The sequence below is a fragment of the Bacillus smithii genome (genome assembly GCF_001050115.1).
In the GTDB taxonomy this organism is placed as follows: domain Bacteria; phylum Bacillota; class Bacilli; order Bacillales; family DSM-4216; genus Bacillus_O; species Bacillus_O smithii.
The window spans coordinates 2743870-2761157 of record NZ_CP012024.1; the positions used below are offsets into that span (position 1 = coordinate 2743870).

The following is a 17288-nucleotide window of genomic DNA, read 5'->3' on the forward strand; positions in this document are numbered from 1 at the left end:
ATGGTTTTAGCAACCAAGTTGACGCGCGATGACGAGCCTTTGGATTTCGGATGTTCCTTCGCCGATTTCCATTAATTTTATATCGCGCAAGTGTCTCTCTACATCATATTCACGCATATACCCATATCCTCCATGAATTTGAATCGCTTGATTGCAAACGCGAAAACCGATTTCGGAGGCAAACAATTTGGCGATTGCCGCTTCTTTTGAGAACGGTTTTCCTTGATCCTTCAGCCATGCCGCTTTATAAACTTGGTTGCGAGCGAGTTCAATCTCCATTGCCATATCCGCTAATTTAAATTGAATAGCCTGGAATTTTGAAATGGGTTGACCAAACTGATATCGTTCTTTAGCATAACGAAGAGCTTTTTCAAACGCTGCTTGTGCAATGCCGACAGAAAGAGCCGCAATGGATATTCGACCTCCGTCCAGTGTATAAAGAAATTGGCTGAATCCTTTTTCTGGATCGCCGAGCAAATTCTCTTTCGGCACAAGCACGTTGTCGAGTACAATTTGACAAGTATTAGACGCTCTTACTCCCATTTTTTCATAGTCACAAGAGATTTGAACACCTGGCGTATTCGTAGGCACAATGATGGCTGAAACAATCGGTCGGCCGTTATCCCGCCTCCCTGTGACAGCGGTTACAATAACTTGTCTAGCAAATCCCGCATTCGTAATCCAGCACTTTTCTCCATTAATAACATATTCATTTCCGTCTAAAATCGCTGTGGTTCTCGTGCCCCCAGCATCGGACCCGGCATTAGGTTCTGTCAGACCGAAAGAGCCCAGTGTTTCCCCTTTTGCCATTGGAACGAGCCATTGTTTCTTCTGTTCCTCCGTACCGAAATAATAGATGGGACTAGCACCAAGGCTGATAGCGGCGGCATAACTGAGACCTGTCCCCCCACACGCTTTGCCGATTTCCTCTACAGCAATACAGTAGGAAATCGTATCCCCTCCCGATCCCCCATATTTTTCCGGAAACGGAATACCAAGCAGGCCAAGTTCGCCCATTTTTTTAAACGTTTCATATGGAAATTCCGCTTTTTGATCAAGTTCTCTAGCATAAGGTTTGATTTCCTTTTCAGCAAAATCACTGACCATTTCACGGATCATTTGCTGTTCTTTTGTCAACTCAAAATTCATGAAAATTCCCCCTTTTTAATAACCGACTAGTCGGTCTATATTCGTGTGAACCAACTGATCGAGGTCGCCCTTTTTATTTGCCATTTTAGTACCATTCATTCACCGCTTTACCGGCTGATTTCGAAGCAGATGCTCTTGTGCTGCCGGATCTTTCATGCCTTTTTCCGTTAAAAGGGCATGAAAGATTAAATCAACGTAGATTTTTCCAATGTCTTCAATGGAAAGCGGCCCTTCTTCATGAAACCATTTATACAACCAGTTCACCATTCCGATGACCGCCATGACGGTGATTTCAGCAGGGACTTCTGAACGAAAATCACCGGATTCTTGCCCTTCCCGAACAATTTGCAAAATGATATTTTTATATTGTTTGCGCTTCCGATTGATGTTGATCTCAAATTCTCCTTTAAGATAGGTGCTTTCTTGGTAAAAAACAGTGATGTGGGGTTTATACATTCCAAATACTTTCGTAAACGATTGAATGATGGCACACATTCTGGAAACGGGCGTCGTATATCGATCATATGCTTCTTGCGCTTTTTCAATGACATAAGAAATAAAAATATCATGAATGTGAAAAAGCAATTCATCTTTCGATTTAAAGTTGTGATAAAAACCGCCTTTGGATGTGCCGCATTGTTCTACAATCCGATCAACTGTCACCCCGTGGTAGCCTTCTTTTTCAAAAAGAATCAGCGCTGTATCGATAATCTTTTCTTTCAATGATTTTTTTCCCATAAAACTGATTACCATCCTTTATTTGACATACTACCATACGATGCGCTCTCTGTAAACAGAATAATCAGAATATTCAGTTTTTGTTACAAAAAAAGACCGTTGGCTTCTTTATGAAGCTGTCCGGTCTTTGTCTTTTATGAAAGTCATCTGCAGAACCATTACGATTGATCCCTTGTTTCAGAACCCTTTAAATAGGTCCATCCTTCTTCTTGATAAATTTTTCCCTCTTTCATCAGTCGGCCCATTGCTCGTTTAAAAGCCCCTTTGCTCATACGGAAGCGAGCTTGGATATCTTCGGGGTGGCTTTTGTCGCTATAAGGCATCGAGCCGCCACGCGTTTGCAAATAAGCCAATATGGCAGCGGCGTCTTCTTCGATCGCTTCATGAGTTCTTTTCAGAAGGGAGAGATTGACCGATCCGTCTGGTTTCACATCGATAATTCTGGCGTGGACCGTTTCGCCGAGGCCGGGTTCTTCCATCCTCTGCGATTCGTGAATAAATCCGCGGTACCCTTCCTCTGTCAAAACAAAGGTTCCTGACTTTAACGTACGATATACGACGCCGGTTACATCTTTATTGAAATCCTTCGCCGATGCTTCTACAAATAAATTTTTCATCACTTCTTCCGTTGCCAGTTTGGCATAAAGAAGCCCGTTCCGGTCCGTTTTCAAGGTGCAATAGAGACGTCCTCCTTTTTTCGGCCACACGTTCATGATCGGTGGAAGGTCTCCTTTCGCGATCAAAATATCTTTATGAATGCCAATAGAAATAAATACGCCCAGTTCACGATGGACATCCGCCACTTCAGCCCAGCCGTAGCGACCGATTTGAATCTCCGGGATGATCATAGTGGCCGCTAATCTTCCTTGTCGATCTTGAAAGATAAATACGTCAACTTGTTCATCAGGACGAAAACCGTCCGTTATGCCGCTTTTATGTAAAAGCACTCTATCTTTCCCATTCGTTAAAAACCAGCCGTATGGCATCTCTTTATCCGGTTTTAACGTTACCACCGTTCCTGCTTGCAGAGCAGCCATTCCATCATTTCCTTTCCTAGAAGATCTTATTTTTCTATTTTTTTCAATGAGCCGAAAAATCCTCGCTATAATGATGTTTTCCAATAGACCTTGCTTAAGGGTACCAAAAAAAGAACTGGACCGCAAAGGAATTCAGCTGCTCACAAAAAAAACGCCTCTATAAATTCAAATCATTCTTCTGATTTTCACCCGAAAGGTCATACATATGACCAGCCCCTTCCTGAATATAATGGGTATCAAACGTATATTTTACCGGACAGTCCTTCTCAAATCTGCTTTTCAGAATAAAGCAAAGAAAGTGTTTTCCGTCTCAGGTAAAAACGGAATTTATCCAAGTATAGGAGCTGAGCATATTGCACATTCATGTCATTCAGCGCGGTGAAAACTTATTCACCCTCGCACGTCGATACGGAGTTTCCGTAGAAGATATTTCACTTGCCAATCAATTGGCGAATCCAAATCAGCTTGTGATCGGGCAAGCGCTAGTTATTCACAGCCCCGGACGGGAATATGTAGTAAAACAGGGAGATCAGCTCCGGCAAATCGCTGACAGGTTCGGCATTTCTGAACAGGCGCTTGCAGATTACAATCAAATTGCCAATCCGGCGCTTATTTTTGCCGGGCAAATTCTGTTTTTTCCCTACTCGATCTACACCGTTCGTCCAGGAGATAATCTTAGTAGAATCGCTGCACGCTTTGGAGTCACTGTACAACAGCTTCTTTCAGCCAACTCCCTTTCAAATCCGAATGTGCTTTCACCAGGTCAACGACTCATCGTTCCAGCCGCGAGAAGGTCCGTCATTGAAGTGAACGCCTATTCCGCTAGTACAGACGAAAGCAGCCGGCAAGAGGTGTTGAGGCTTGGAAAATATTTTACGTATTTAAGCCCCTTCAGCCATTCCATACGCGAAGATGGAACCCTTTCACCATTAAACGACGATAGACTCCTTCAGGCAGCAACAGCCAATCGAACAGAGACTTTGCTGGTGTTGACCAATTTTGTGAACGGCAGTTTCAACTCGGACAGAGCCGCTGCCATTTTGCGAAATCCCTCTCTGCAAGAAACATTGATCACCAATATTTTATCGGCAGTACGTTCCAAAGGATACAGAGGGGTCAATTTTGATTTTGAATATATCTATCCTCAAGATAGAGAAAATTATAATGCATTTTTGCGGAGGGTCGTAAGCCGGCTCAGGCCATTAGGGATATCGGTATCCACGGCTCTCGCCCCTAAAGAAAGAGAAAACCAGCCCGGTTTATTATATGAAGCACATGATTACCGGGCTCACGGTGAAATCGTCGATTTTGTCATCTTAATGACGTACGAGTGGGGATGGGCCGGGGGAAGACCATGGGCCATCGCACCGATCAATAAAATCAAACAAGTTTTAGATTACGCCGTTACCGCCATTCCTAGAAGAAAAATTATGATGGGTGCACCGTTATACGGCCGCGATTGGAGAATTCCATGGATGGAAGGGACCATTGCACGCACCATCAGTCCGCAGGAAGCCATTCAGTTGGCCGTTCGCTATCGAACAAGCATCGAATATAGCGAGGCATACCAGGCCCCGTTCTTTCATTACACTGATGAAACCGGCCAGCGGCATGAAGTATGGTTTGAAGATGCCCGCAGCATGCAGGCAAAAATGGATATCATTAAACAATACGGATTGCGCGGAATCAGTTATTGGGTTCTTGGCAACCCGTTTCCTCAAAACTGGGCCATTCAAAGCCGCAACTTTCAACCAAGAAAAAGAATGTAAAAAAGCCGGTCCTCGGCAACTAATTACAGAGGACCGGCTTTCCATGAGTTATGTCTAAAAATGCTCCATCTATATCCATCATTCCCACTATTTTCATCCGTTAGCCATGTTTCGCAGTTTTCATACTTATTATCCGTATCCTATTAAACTCCAATTCCTCTTTAATGCACTTTTTCCTTAATTAATACCCCTCTTTTGGCCATTTCCTTGATGTATTCCTTGCCGGGAACGATTGTCTCCGGCGGGTGCACCCCACGCTTTTGAATCGTACCCGTTCCGATCATTTGAGCAACAACGGAAAGAGTGTAAGCCGTCGATCTCGCCATGGCAGTCACTTTATGAATTCGATCGTTATAAGTCGTCATTTCAAATGTATGAACCGATCTTCTCCCATACTTTCTTCCTACAGTGATAACCCGCAACAATACGACATCATCTTTGCCTTTTAAATCGACAATCGGGTCGATCACTTTCAAAAAAACATCCCGAGGCTTGATTTTTTGTCCATTCACTTCAACTTCATAATCTTTCCTCGTTAAATTCAAATCGACGAGCAATTGGAATTTTTGCGCATGGCCCGGATAGCGGATGGTTTTATACTCTAAAACATCGAGATGGGGAAAAGTGCGGGAAAGAGTAGAGGTTCCTCCTGCCGTATGAAAGGCTTCAAGGGGACCAAACTTTTCGAAATAAATTGGCTCTATTTCTGACAATGAGGGAACTTCCACTTTTCGTCCGTTGCGGATTATCAGCGAAGGATCCGTATAATGGTCAAACACACCTTCCATTGAAAATACATGATTGTATTCAAAGGGAGGATCAGGCTTAACGGGGATGCCGCCAACATAAATTTTGATTTCTTTTACTTCGTCTAATTGACTCGCCCCATATCCGGACAAAATATTAATCATACCTGGCGCTACCCCCAAATCAGGAATTAAAGTAACGCCGGCACCCTCCGCCGCTTTGTTCAGTTCCAAAACACGATCGGTCACATGGCCGATATGCCCGCCAAGATCGACCGAATGGACGCCGGCAGCAATCGCCGCCTTCGCAACCGCATAATTAAAAGAATAGAACAATGCATTTAATGCAATATCATGCTTTCGCATCAATTGCACCAGTTGGGTTTCGTCGCCCGCATCTACAAAAACGGGATGAATCTTTGGCGAGTGCAGATCGGCGCATGCCAGCTTAGCTTTTTCGGTATCTACATCAGCCAACGTTACGAACTCCACCCCATCGCTATTCACTAAATCCCGGGCCGCCTCTTTCCCCATAAGACCTGCTCCTAACACTAAAGCTTTCATGTTATCAACCTCCTATTCTATTGAAGGTGAAAAAATGTTGGCATCATGGATACGACATCTTCTGTTTTCTGCCACCGTCCCGACCTTTATTCCCACACTATTCTCCATTTAAAGATGACTATTAGAGGTTCGCCAAATGGAATCCATTTCCTATTTTCTGTTTTCCCAATCAATCCATTCTTTTTATATGTATTCAAGGGCGATTGTCCAGCGTTCCTTTTTCTTCAAAAAAATGGGGCCTCCAACGATTTTGAGGCCCTACTATTTCATTCAATTTTGCAAATATTGGATGGCCGCTGCTGCCAGCACCTTGGCTGCATAAAGCATGGCACGTTCATCAATGTCGAATTTTGCATGATGATGAGGGAAAGAAGCGAGCTTTTCATGGTTTCCGGCTCCGGTTAAGAAAAACGTCCCCGGTACTTTTTGTAAATAATAGGAGAAATCTTCTCCTACCATTAAAGGGTCTGTTTCGAAAACATTTTCGATTCCCACCACTTTTTTCGCACATGCAGCTGCTAATTCGGTTTCTTTTGAATGATTTACTACCGGTGGATAGCCTTTTTCATAACGGAATTCATAATCCGCTTTTTTCGCCAGGCAAAGAGTTCGCAAAAGTGTTTCCATCTGTTCGATGATCAAATTCTGAATTTCCGGCTTGAACGTTCGAACCGTCCCTTTGATCACCGCTTGATCCGGAATCACATTAAATGTTTCTCCTGCATGAAAAGAACCAACGGAAATAACAGCGGACTCCACTGGATTAATCGATCGTGAAGGGATTTGTTGAAGCAGTTGAAGATAATTAGCTGCTATTAAGATGGGATCGATCGTTTCATGCGGCTGGCCGCCATGTCCTCCTTTTCCTTTGATCACCGCTGTAAAATTGTCAGCTGCCGCCATGATCGGTCCTTTTCGAATGGCTATTTTTCCAACGGGAATCGGTGTCCAAAGATGGGTGCCAAATATGGCATCCACTCCGTCCAGACAGCCATCCTTAATCATCGGAAGAGCACCGCCGGGAGGCACTTCCTCAGCAAACTGATGAATGAGGACAATGTTTCCTTTTATATGACCACGATAGGTTTGAAACGCTTTTGCGACCGACAAGAGCAGGGCCGTATGGGCATCATGTCCGCAGGCATGCATGACGCCAGGTACTTTCGAACGGTAAGGAACTTGTTTTTCATCTTGTATAGGCAGTGCATCAAAATCAGCCCGAATCGCCACTGTTTTTCCTGGCTGTTCTCCTTGAATGATGCCGACTACACCTCTTCCGCCTACCATCGTTCTCGTTTTAACCCCTAAATCATTTAAATATTCCGAAATTTTAGCCGGTGTTTTTTCCTCTTGAAAAGAAAGTTCTGGATATTGATGAAAAAATCTTCTTAATGAGACCGTTTCCGGAAAAATCGCATCCAGCTCGCTGAACACTTTCTCAATCACGCCGCCTCCTCCTTTCTACTTTTTCAATTATATGCTGAAATTTTCTAATTAAAGCGTACTGTACTTCGGAATGTACAAAACTGTATATGAGAATGTTTTCAACAAAAAAGGCGGAATTCCTGTCCATTCATCCAACAGATCAGCTTGTATCCCCTTCCAAATCGCGTTTAAGAAAGGGGATATGAAAAGATGGCTTTCTTTTTTAGCTGTTCGGATACACCGAAATGGAGACTTCGCCATTTTCAGCATGAATGGAAGCTTGTCCGCCAATCGGAATGGTGGCGATTGGATCGGTATGCCCAAAGTTGACATTCGCAATAACCGGCACTCCTTTTAATTCTTTCTTGCTGTGAATCATTTTCTTTAATGCTTCGAGTGTCATGTTTGAATTTTTTTGAAAACGGCCGATGATGATGGCTTTGATCCCTTCAACGTCCGGAAGATGCAGCAAAGATTGAAGCTGTCGGTCAAACGCGAATGGATGGCATTCTTCATCGTCCTCAAGAAAAAGCACAGCGTCCTTTAATGAAGGCATAAATTCCGTCCCTTGCAGCAAATTTACAGTCGATAAATGTCCGCCGACAAGAGTGCCTTCTCCTTCACCTTCTTGAAGGATGTCGTAATCGGATTGCGGATAATAGATTCGGTCCTCTTTCTCTACATGCCATTTGTCATCGCTCCACTGCTTAGAAGGTTCAATGTCGAAAGGAGCATCATTTGTGAGCGCCTCCAAAAAACATTGCATCGTATAATCGGATGGCACTTTCATGCCCAATGTTGAAAAATGAGGCCCGTAGTACGTAATAAGGCCGGTTTTCCGGTAAATCGCCAGTTGAAGAGCGGTAGTGTCGCCGCATCCGCACAAAATTTTAGGGTGTTCTTTGATCAAGTCGTAATCCATTTCTTTTAAAAGCTGGTTGCTGTTATAGCCTCCGACCGCCGTTAATATCGCTTTTACTTGTTTATCTTGAAAAGCTTCGTGTAAATCTTCAAGACGGTGTTCAACCGAAGTAGAAAAAAATTCATCATGCTCCTCGACATGTTGGCCAAATGTAACATGAAAGCCCAAATTCTCTAATCGTTCTTTGGCTAATTGCAGCTGCTCTCCTTTGACAAGCGCCATACTGGTCGAAGGAGCGATGACACGGATTTCATCCCCCGGTTCCAATCTTGCTGGAAACATGCCTTTTCCTCCTATCTATCTATCGATGTTGTATTTTTCTGCAAACAAGGACCGTTCTCAAGAAGCTCATTCGAACAGCGTGACAAATCTATTATTTTACTATCACAAAACCTAATGCCTCGGCGCCCAAAGAATCACGCCAACTCCCACTAAACAAATCAAAGCACCGAGCCAATCATATAAATCGGGCGTTTTTCTATCGACTCCCCATCCCCACAGGACAGAAAGAAAAATAAAGACACCGCCATAAGCGGCATAAACTCGCCCGAATGCCGGATAGCTTTGTAACGTTGGAATGATACCATACAGGACAAGTACAATCGCTCCAATAACCCCGTACCAGAATGAATATTGTTCCCGAATCCACAGCCAAATCAAATAACCGCCGCCGATTTCCGCCAATCCCGCCAGCAAAAACAAAGCCGCCGCTCTTCCCATTGCTCACACCCCAAAAATTTCATCTTCCTCGTTTTATTATAAACTAGAAAAATAGGTTTGTCAGAATAGGATGGCAGCAAGAAAGAAGATAAATGCAATGGTCATCTCTCTAGGTCATTTTGTCATTTAGATTGATCACTCGTTCCCCAGAGCGGACACCCTATCACCAGACAGTCGAAAACCATGAAAAATCCCTCCTGTGAGACAGGATGAGCTTTTTCAAAACTGTCTGCACAAAAGGGATTCACTTTAGAAGAGATCAGCTTTTCATTAAGAAAACAATTTCATCAAATAGCCAAGAAGAATACCGACAATGCCAAAGTCAGCGTCACCGAACGTTGTTCCTTCGAAACCAAGCGATCCGAGGACCGGAAGGAGAATAGCCGGCAAAAACGAGATCAGCAGTCCGTTTGCGAATGAGCCGATCACAGCGCCTCTTCGGCCACCGGTCGCATTTCCGAACACACCCGCCGCTGCTCCTGTGAAAAAGTGAGGAACAAGACCGGGCACAATAACTTTTAAGTGGAACAAAGGAAGCAAAAACATCGAAACCAGCCCGGCCACAAAACTAGTTAAAAATCCGATAATAACGGCATTTGGCGCAAAAGGAAAAACAGTTGGGCAATCCAGCGCAGGTTTCGCATCTTTTACAAACTTATCGGCTATCCCTTTAAACGCAGGAACAATTTCTGCGATGATCAAACGAACGCCCGATAAAATGATATACACTCCGGCGGCAAAGGTAATCGATTGCATAAAAGAAAAGACTAAGAAATTCGTTCCGCCGCTTAGCTCCTTTTCGATAAATGCAGGACCGGCGAAACCGGCAACGATGAAGAACAAGATGCACATTGTCAACGATACGGCTACTGAAGTATCCCGCAAAAATCCCAGTGATTTCGGGACTTTTATTTCTTCCGTTGTACGTTCCTTGTTTCCGAATACTTTGCCCAAAAATCCGGCCACAAAGTAGCCAAAGGAACCAAAGTGTCCTACGGCAATATCATCCGAACCCGTAATTTGGCGTACGAACGGCTGCAGAATCGCAGGAGAAATTACCATTAATAATCCGAGAATGATCGATCCAATAATAACAAGGGGTACTCCGGTTATTCCGCCCGTTGCCAGAACGGCAGAAATTAAACAAGCCATGAATAAAGTATGATGTCCGGTTAAAAAAATGTATTTAAAAGGGGTAATCCTAGCCAAAATAATATTCACGATCATACCAAATACCATTATTAATGCCGTTTCACTACCAAATGTTTTTTGGGCGATGGCCACTATCGCTTCATTGTTGGGAATAACGCCTTGAATGCGAAAGGCATGTTGAAACATTTTACTAAAAATATCAAGGGCGCCTACGAGAATATTCGCTCCGCCGCTTAAAATCACAAATCCCATAATCGTCTTTAACGTTCCAGACACCGTTTCTGCCGCATTTTTCTTTTGCAGCAGCAAACCGACAAGCGCAAATATGCCGACTAAAATGGCGGGAGTCCCTAAGATGTCCTTCATTAAAAAGTCCAGCATGGCTTTTTCCTCCTAAAAGTATTTTTCAAGCTCTCTTCTGATTTCATTTTGATCGAGAATGTTTTTCAATGCGACAACCGTTCTTTTTCCATCCTCCAAGTTTTCTACAATCTCTTTAGAGCCAAGATAAATATCCGCTTGTTCCGATTTGCTTGTTGCCAGATCCGTATGACTGACCTCCGCTTCTACGCCCATTTCTTTCAAGATTTTTTTTACATTCATTTCCACAATTAAACTGCTTCCTAATCCGTTTCCGCAAACGACTAAAATCTTTTTCATATTCCATCTCTCCTTATTCTTTTGAATATTGATTGATTAAATCGAGAATCTCTTTTTTTGTGTCCGCCTTGATTAATTGCTCGATATTTTGAGAGTCTGACAGCAAATTAGATAATTGAGACAACGCTTTTAAGTGCGTTTCATTGTCCACGGCTGCCAAGACAATAACCAAATGAACATTGCGTGAACCATCCTCTGCAAAGGGTACTCCTTTTTTTAAGCGCAGCAATGTCATCCCCAGTCGATTAACTCCTTTTTCAGGCCTTGCATGAGGAATCGCTACTTTTGGTGCAATGACGATATACGGTCCCAACTCATGGACGCTTTCAATCATGGCATCGACATATCCTTCCGTGACCGCACCCGTTTTCAGCAGTGGCTCCGCCGCCGTTTTTATGGCATCTTCCCAGCTCTTCTCCTCCTCTTTTAACACAATGTGGTCTTCATCAATCAATTCATTGAGCATCGGTTTGTATACCTCCTTCATCGTCGGGGAAGGAACGGACAAAAATTCCTTTACCTTTCGTGCAAGACCTTCATAGTCGTGGATATCTGCATACTTTTCAATCATATTCATGAATGCTTGAACGGAAAGATTTTCTCTGTTATTTGTAAAGTGGTTCGTCCATTTCAGCAACTTGTTTTTTTCTGCTTCATTCATAATCGGATTTGTCAAAAATACAGGAATGCCGCGATCTTGAAGCGGTACAGTAGATACTACAAAATCGACATCAAGGCTTGCAGAATCATATTGTCTTTTCGTCAAGCTATCGACAATCTCGACGTTTGGCAACAGCTCTTTAAGCTGTCTATGCATAATCAAAGACGTTCCTACTCCATTCGCACATACGATCACCGCTTTTTTACGTTGATGCCCTTCTGCCTCTTCACGATTGAGCCATCCCCCGAAGTGGACGGCCAGCAAAGCTGTTTCGTCGTCAGGAATAGGCTTTCCCACCAGTTTTTGAAAATGATCAATCACTTTTTTGGTTAAAGCAAATATGTCCGCATAATTGGTTTTAATGGAGTCAAAGAGAGGATTGTTCACTTTGATCCCGTATTTCAGCCGATAAAAAGCGGGTTTCAAATGTAGCAGCAAATGATTCTCCACCGCTTTTCGATTTCGAAAGAACACACAAGAGTATTTTTGAAAATCGTCCACCATTTTTTTACATACTTCTCGCAGAGCAGCAACGTCAGAATTCCTCGCATCTAAATTTTGAGAATGGATAATTTTAGAACTGAGTAAGTGAGTAGTCAAAAAATAGATCTCGTCTTCCGGTATCTCCAGCTTGAAACAACGCTCCAACTGCTTGCCGATATGTTGAGCGGCCAAATATTCTTTTGTAGAACGGAGAATGTCTTTTTCAATCGGATCCATTTCCACAAAATACCCTTGCTTGATTCTTTTCGAAAAAAGATAAACACGCAAACTTAACGTTTGAACATCTTCATCCGTAAAGTGAAGATTTAACATACTTTCGCTTTCGGAAATCATTTTGTAAATCAAATTTAAATGTTCAGTTGTAATTTCATGTAAAACGGGAAAGAATCCATTCATCCATTCTTTATTGCCACTTAGCTGGGACAAGAAGTAAACAAGGGCATTTCGCAAATCCAGTTCTTTCCCAAAGAGGATATACCCTTTCTTTTTAGTGGAAACGATTTGTACATGAAACTTTTTGCATTCTTCTTTCAACCCTTTGATATCTTCTATCACCGTATTCCGACTGACATCCACCATCTTCAATAAATCTGCTAGAAAGACGGGGCGCTCCTTCATCAGAAGCGAAACCATCATTTTGGCTTTTCGTTCTTTCGGCGAATATTCATAATGCCGATAGACAAAGGGTATTTTCTTCGGAATTTCTCGTTTTGATTTTTCTTCCAAGTAGAAACCTTGAGAGCGAACGTACTGAACGGAAGGAAGTTTTTGTTTTTCCAACCAATAGTTGATCTTTTTCATATCATAGTAAACTGTTCGCTTTGAAACATTTAAACTTTCCGTTAATTCTTGAACGGTGACAAAAGAAGGAGATCGAACCAATTTCGTTAGCACGGCCATGGAGCGGTGGTCAAGCGTCATGATTCCTCCCTCCAGATTTTTGTAATCGCTTTCTAATATGTGTAAAACAAGATTTTTTTCTATCTGTTTTCACTATATTACAGAAAAATAGAAAAAAACAGTCCAAATATAGTATCGTTTTTTGTGCAAAATTGGACGAATCGAAGGACTCTCTAAATCATAAGAAAATCCAAAAAAACTGGACCATTTTTAGTCCAGCCTCAAAATTGCATTATTGTTGTTTAATCCATTTTTTCTTGATTCGATCATACTCTCCGCTTTCCTTCAGTTCTTTTAGGAAAGAATTGATGTATTTCGTGAATTTCTCATCGCCTTTTCGAACGGCAATGCCGTATGGCTCATTCGTAAATGTTCCGCCAACCACTTCATAGTTAGGATCTTGTGCCGCCATGCCATAAAGGATCGAATTATCCGTTGTCAAGGCATCCCCTTTTCCCGATTTTAATGCGGTAAACGCTTCGGCGTAATTTTCAAATTCCAACACTTGCGTATCTGGAGCTTTAGCTTTCACATTATCTCCGGACGTTGCTCCTTTTACGGCCAATACTTTCGTTCCTTTTTTCAAATCTTTTACACTTTTAATCGGACTGCCCTTTTTCACAAGCAGAGATTGTCCCGCATCAAAATACACATCGGAAAAATTGACTTGTTTCTTGCGTTCATCCGTAATCGTCATCGTCGCAATAATGGCATCAATTTGGCCGTTTTGCAGCATCGGAATTCGCGTTTTGGACGTTACTTCTACAAGCTTGACTTTCTTCTCATCGCCGAAAATTTTCTTGGCAAGCGCTTTGGCAATATCAACATCAAAGCCTTCTACTTTACCGGTTTTCGGATCCTTATAGCCGAATAAATACGTATCATATTTAACGCCGACCACTAATTCCCCCCGCTTTTTAATCTTATCCAATGTGCTTTTTTCTGTTGTGCCCGTTTCTTTCGATTTGCCGCATCCGGCGAATAAAGCCGCTGCCAGTACAAACACTAGCCCCATCAGCAGCCATTTCTTTTTGTGCTTCACATCTCCCATCTCCTTCCCTACAGGTTCTATAGCTGGTCCATTCTGCTTTTCCATACCAATCTATGAAGAAGGAGGAGAGATTATACCGAACTTGGAAGGCACATATAATAGTCGTCTGCAAAAAAGCCTGCATCTTTTTTTGAGATGCAGACTTTCCCTTTTATTCTTTTTCTTTGTCGTCGGATGAATCGGTGACCTCTAAAACATCCAGTAAAAACACAAAAATCGGAATCCCTAAGATCAAACCCCAAACACCGAAAAATTGTTCTGAAAAAATGAGGACCATAAATGTGTAAAAAACAGGCAAATTCGTTTTAGAAGACATGAGTTTCGGGTTCAGCAAATAGGCTTCGACCGCATGAACCACAGCGATCATAATCAATACATACAATACTTTTATATACCCGCCGATGCTGTATGCGATAATGGAAAGCGGAATAAGCGAAATAATCATTCCGGCAACCGGTATAAAGCCGAGAAAAAGAATCATGATCGCTAAGCCAAACAATTGGGGAAACCCCATAATCCAAAGTCCGGCAATCGACAAAATCGTATTGACGATCGCAATAACGACTTGGGCCTCAATCACCTTGCCAAACGTTCTTACAAACTTCCGGCCGAAAAACTCAATTTCGTCATAAAACATGGACAATTTGCTGTGCTTAAATTTACGGGTAAATCGAATAAGCCGCTCTTTTTCCAGCAAAAAAAACAGACTTAAAATAATGGCAAGCAAAACTTGAAGTACGATTTTGCTGATATCCGTAAAATACTTCAGCAAGAAGGTAACGCCTTGCTGCAAATAACTGGATATTTGCTTTTCTTTTAAGAAGTCCACCAAATAATTCAAGATGACATTATGCTGCGGCCGCGTGTAAAACTCAGTGATTTGTTTCACCAACTGGGTAATTTCCGCAACAATCACCGGCAAATACCTGACAATTCCATACAAAAGCAAACCAACCACAATGGTATATAAAAGGATGACGGTGATTTTTCGATTGATTCGAATGAATCCGGATACCATTTTTTCCAATCGATCCATCAAAAAGGTAAAAATAAATGTAAGCAAAATAACATTCATCATGCTTCTTACTATATAGAGAAAAAAGACAATAATGGCCAGAATCACAATTCTTCGCCATGTTTTCGAATTGGCAAATCGTTTCACGTAGTCTTCCATCGACTCATTCTTTTCCCCCTTTTTAGGTCTCTTAAGTTGCTATTAAATCGTAAAGGGAAAATGGGGCAAGCCGCTTGTCCACTGTTCAATAAACAACGCCACGCCGATGGATTCCTAAACAGCGTCCCGTTTTCCTTTCATCTTTTTATAACATAATATGGGCTTTCGATTGTCCATTTTCCTTACTTTTCAAAAAGAATTCAAACAGCAATCTATTGCTCAAAGGAACCATACGATTATTTTAACATACCTTCCAGCCCGTTATAATGAGAAAAATTACGATTTTTTCCTTTTTAAAAAAATAAAACAGGCCAGCTCTCCCTATTAGAACCAGCCCATCCAAATCCGTCAATCGTCATCTTTTTAATAATGCAATCATATGAACATAAATCTTTCACAACAGGAGCCATCCCGAGAGGCCAACCACTTCTTTTCTCTTCGGAAAGGTGAATGTTAAAGTCAAACCCATTTTTGGATTCATTAGCTGTCAGACGACTTTTTTTCTCGTCTCCCTTTTCAATACAGCAGCAAGCCAACGTCTTGTTTCCGAAAACAGATCTCTTTGGTCGACACAGGAGGAAAAAGTATGATTTGCCCCGGCAATAAGCCGTTTTTCGCACGTTCCCTTTTCTCTTGTTTGAAATACGGAATCGTAGCGCAAACAATATTCGGCAGAAATGTCTTCATCATTCGTTCCATGAAGAATGATTACATCTCCTTGAAATCGGGAAGCTTCCTTGAGGGGATGGTACAATGACAATGAACGAAAGAAGCGGGAGGTCAACTGATAGCCCATATAATCAATAAACGCTTTTTGTTTCAGTTTTTCCACTTCTTTTTCGCCGACAATGGCGACAATATCTTTATACGGTTGACCTACAGGAGCCCAGAGGATTAATTTTTTCACTCTTGAATCATTGGCGGCAATCCATGATGCAACTGCCCCGCCTAGACTATGCCCGAGAAGGACCAATTGATCGGCGTCCACTCCGTTTAATTGCAACCCAAAATCAATCACATGATTCGTTTGATCGATGAAATCATCCAAGCCTGTCTGTCCATAGTCTCCGTCGCTTTCGCCGCATCCCGCATAATCGAACCGGATCACCACATACCGGTCTTCCGCCAATTCTTGTGCCGCTTTGTAAAACAACCGATTTACTCCTACCCTGCTTCCAATAAAACCATGACAGATCACGACTAAAGGATAGCGTGCATTTTTTTCCTGATCGGTCCACTCTGCAGGATAGTGAATCGTCGCAGCCAAATGATGGCCTTTCCATTGAATTCTTACGTGTTTTTGCATCCCAAGGCACCTCCTAAATTTTTAATTCTTATAATTCTTATTAAAATAGTGTGTTTTATTTGTATAGAAAAACCTCTTCTTCAAAAGAAAAGGTGCGGTCTTACCAAAAAAACAACCGTATTTATACATTTTCGGCTCGTTCAATTGGCATCAAGAAAATGGCAGTGATAAACCGTCAAACACAACTAGTCTTCTTTCAGCTTGAATGGCGGATTCGCCTATTCTCTTCTAGAATAAACGGCTTCTTCTGCATTGTCAACGATCCTGAGAATTTTCTTTTCCAAAACATTGACCCGGTCCGGATTTGATGTATCTTTCTCACTATTACAAGAATCCTCGTCATTTTCTCCCTGTACCAGTCAAAAAAAGGTTCGGGACCTCACATTTTCGATTGATCTGCGGCCCTCTTCGTGTTTGCATGCACTTTCTTCATAAATTAGCAATAGTAAGTTGGAAGAAGAGGGAATTAGAACATTTCCTTTCATAAACATTCAAGAAGAATGAAATGGAAAAGAGATCTTCGGAGGCATTTTTCAAGAAAATGAACGGAGCAAGGCGTAAAATGGCTATTTCAATAAAATCCATTAGGAATAGACTATTCCGTTTCATGTCTGTTGATCAAACTTTGTCTGAAAAAGCGATGGAATGGGTTATCACCGTTCAATAGCCTTTAGCACACGAAAGCCGGCAGTACAGAGACAAACGGCGAAAACCCTTTAGCAGCTGCTGTAAGCAATATCACGTTCCAGGATTCATTGCGACGATTGGACTTACCTCCGGACTCAAAGTACCAATAACTCCAAGAAGATT

At 42.2% G+C, this 17288-nt stretch carries 14 protein-coding genes; 1 reads left to right on the top strand and 13 read right to left on the bottom strand.

The genetic code is table 11. The features are described 5' to 3' along the window. Positions 1-6: 6 nt before the first annotated feature. The 3 genes from BSM4216_RS12930 to BSM4216_RS12940 all read right to left on the bottom strand — a co-directional run bounded on the left by BSM4216_RS12930 (position 7) and on the right by BSM4216_RS12940 (position 2924). The gene (locus tag BSM4216_RS12930; RefSeq protein WP_048623954.1) at positions 7-1149 is read right to left on the bottom strand and encodes an acyl-CoA dehydrogenase; all 1143 of its coding nucleotides are present in this window, start codon (positions 1147-1149) and stop codon (positions 7-9) included. A 99-nt stretch (positions 1150-1248) separates the two neighbouring features. Continuing rightward, positions 1249-1887 (bottom strand): TetR/AcrR family transcriptional regulator, encoded by a 639-nt coding sequence (locus BSM4216_RS12935; protein WP_048623955.1) that lies wholly within the window; start codon positions 1885-1887, stop codon positions 1249-1251. A gap of 158 nt (positions 1888-2045) precedes the next feature. Further along, a complete protein-coding gene (locus BSM4216_RS12940; protein WP_048623956.1) occupies positions 2046-2924 on the bottom strand; it encodes a CvfB family protein in 879 nt (292 codons plus the stop codon). A gap of 353 nt (positions 2925-3277) precedes the next feature. Between BSM4216_RS12940 and BSM4216_RS12945 the strand changes: the two genes are divergently transcribed. Then, positions 3278-4693 (top strand): glycoside hydrolase family 18 protein, encoded by a 1416-nt coding sequence (locus BSM4216_RS12945; protein WP_048623957.1) that lies wholly within the window; start codon positions 3278-3280, stop codon positions 4691-4693. 161 nt (positions 4694-4854) lie between these two features. On the opposite strand, the gene BSM4216_RS12950 is transcribed toward BSM4216_RS12945, so the two are convergent. The 10 genes from BSM4216_RS12950 to BSM4216_RS12995 form a co-directional block, all read right to left on the bottom strand. After that, the gene (locus BSM4216_RS12950) at positions 4855-6003 is read right to left on the bottom strand and encodes a saccharopine dehydrogenase family protein (RefSeq protein WP_048623958.1); all 1149 of its coding nucleotides are present in this window, start codon (positions 6001-6003) and stop codon (positions 4855-4857) included. Positions 6004-6273: 270 nt separating this feature from the next. After that, on the bottom strand, positions 6274-7446 hold the full coding sequence (locus BSM4216_RS12955; protein ID WP_048624527.1) for a M20 family metallopeptidase: 1173 nt from the start codon (positions 7444-7446) through the stop codon (positions 6274-6276). 205 nt (positions 7447-7651) lie between these two features. Continuing rightward, entirely contained in the window at positions 7652-8632 is a 981-nt protein-coding gene (locus BSM4216_RS12960; RefSeq protein ID WP_048623959.1) for a S66 peptidase family protein, read from the bottom strand. Positions 8633-8743: 111 nt separating this feature from the next. Further along, positions 8744-9070: a YnfA family protein gene (locus BSM4216_RS12965; RefSeq protein ID WP_003352538.1), complete on the bottom strand. Its 327-nt coding sequence runs from the start codon at positions 9068-9070 to the stop codon at positions 8744-8746. Between the two features lie 270 nt (positions 9071-9340). Next, on the bottom strand, positions 9341-10603 hold the full coding sequence (locus BSM4216_RS12970) for a PTS ascorbate transporter subunit IIC (RefSeq protein WP_048623960.1): 1263 nt from the start codon (positions 10601-10603) through the stop codon (positions 9341-9343). A 12-nt stretch (positions 10604-10615) separates the two neighbouring features. Continuing rightward, a complete protein-coding gene (locus BSM4216_RS12975) occupies positions 10616-10882 on the bottom strand; it encodes a PTS sugar transporter subunit IIB (RefSeq protein ID WP_003352540.1) in 267 nt (88 codons plus the stop codon). Between the two features lie 13 nt (positions 10883-10895). After that, positions 10896-12968: a BglG family transcription antiterminator gene (locus BSM4216_RS12980; RefSeq protein WP_048623961.1), complete on the bottom strand. Its 2073-nt coding sequence runs from the start codon at positions 12966-12968 to the stop codon at positions 10896-10898. Positions 12969-13179: 211 nt separating this feature from the next. Next, on the bottom strand, positions 13180-13998 hold the full coding sequence (locus BSM4216_RS12985) for an ABC transporter substrate-binding protein (protein ID WP_048623962.1): 819 nt from the start codon (positions 13996-13998) through the stop codon (positions 13180-13182). Positions 13999-14149: 151 nt separating this feature from the next. Beyond that, on the bottom strand, positions 14150-15172 hold the full coding sequence (locus BSM4216_RS12990; protein WP_048623963.1) for an AI-2E family transporter: 1023 nt from the start codon (positions 15170-15172) through the stop codon (positions 14150-14152). A 487-nt stretch (positions 15173-15659) separates the two neighbouring features. Continuing rightward, a complete protein-coding gene (locus BSM4216_RS12995; protein ID WP_048623964.1) occupies positions 15660-16478 on the bottom strand; it encodes an alpha/beta hydrolase family protein in 819 nt (272 codons plus the stop codon). Positions 16479-17288 lie beyond the last annotated feature (810 nt).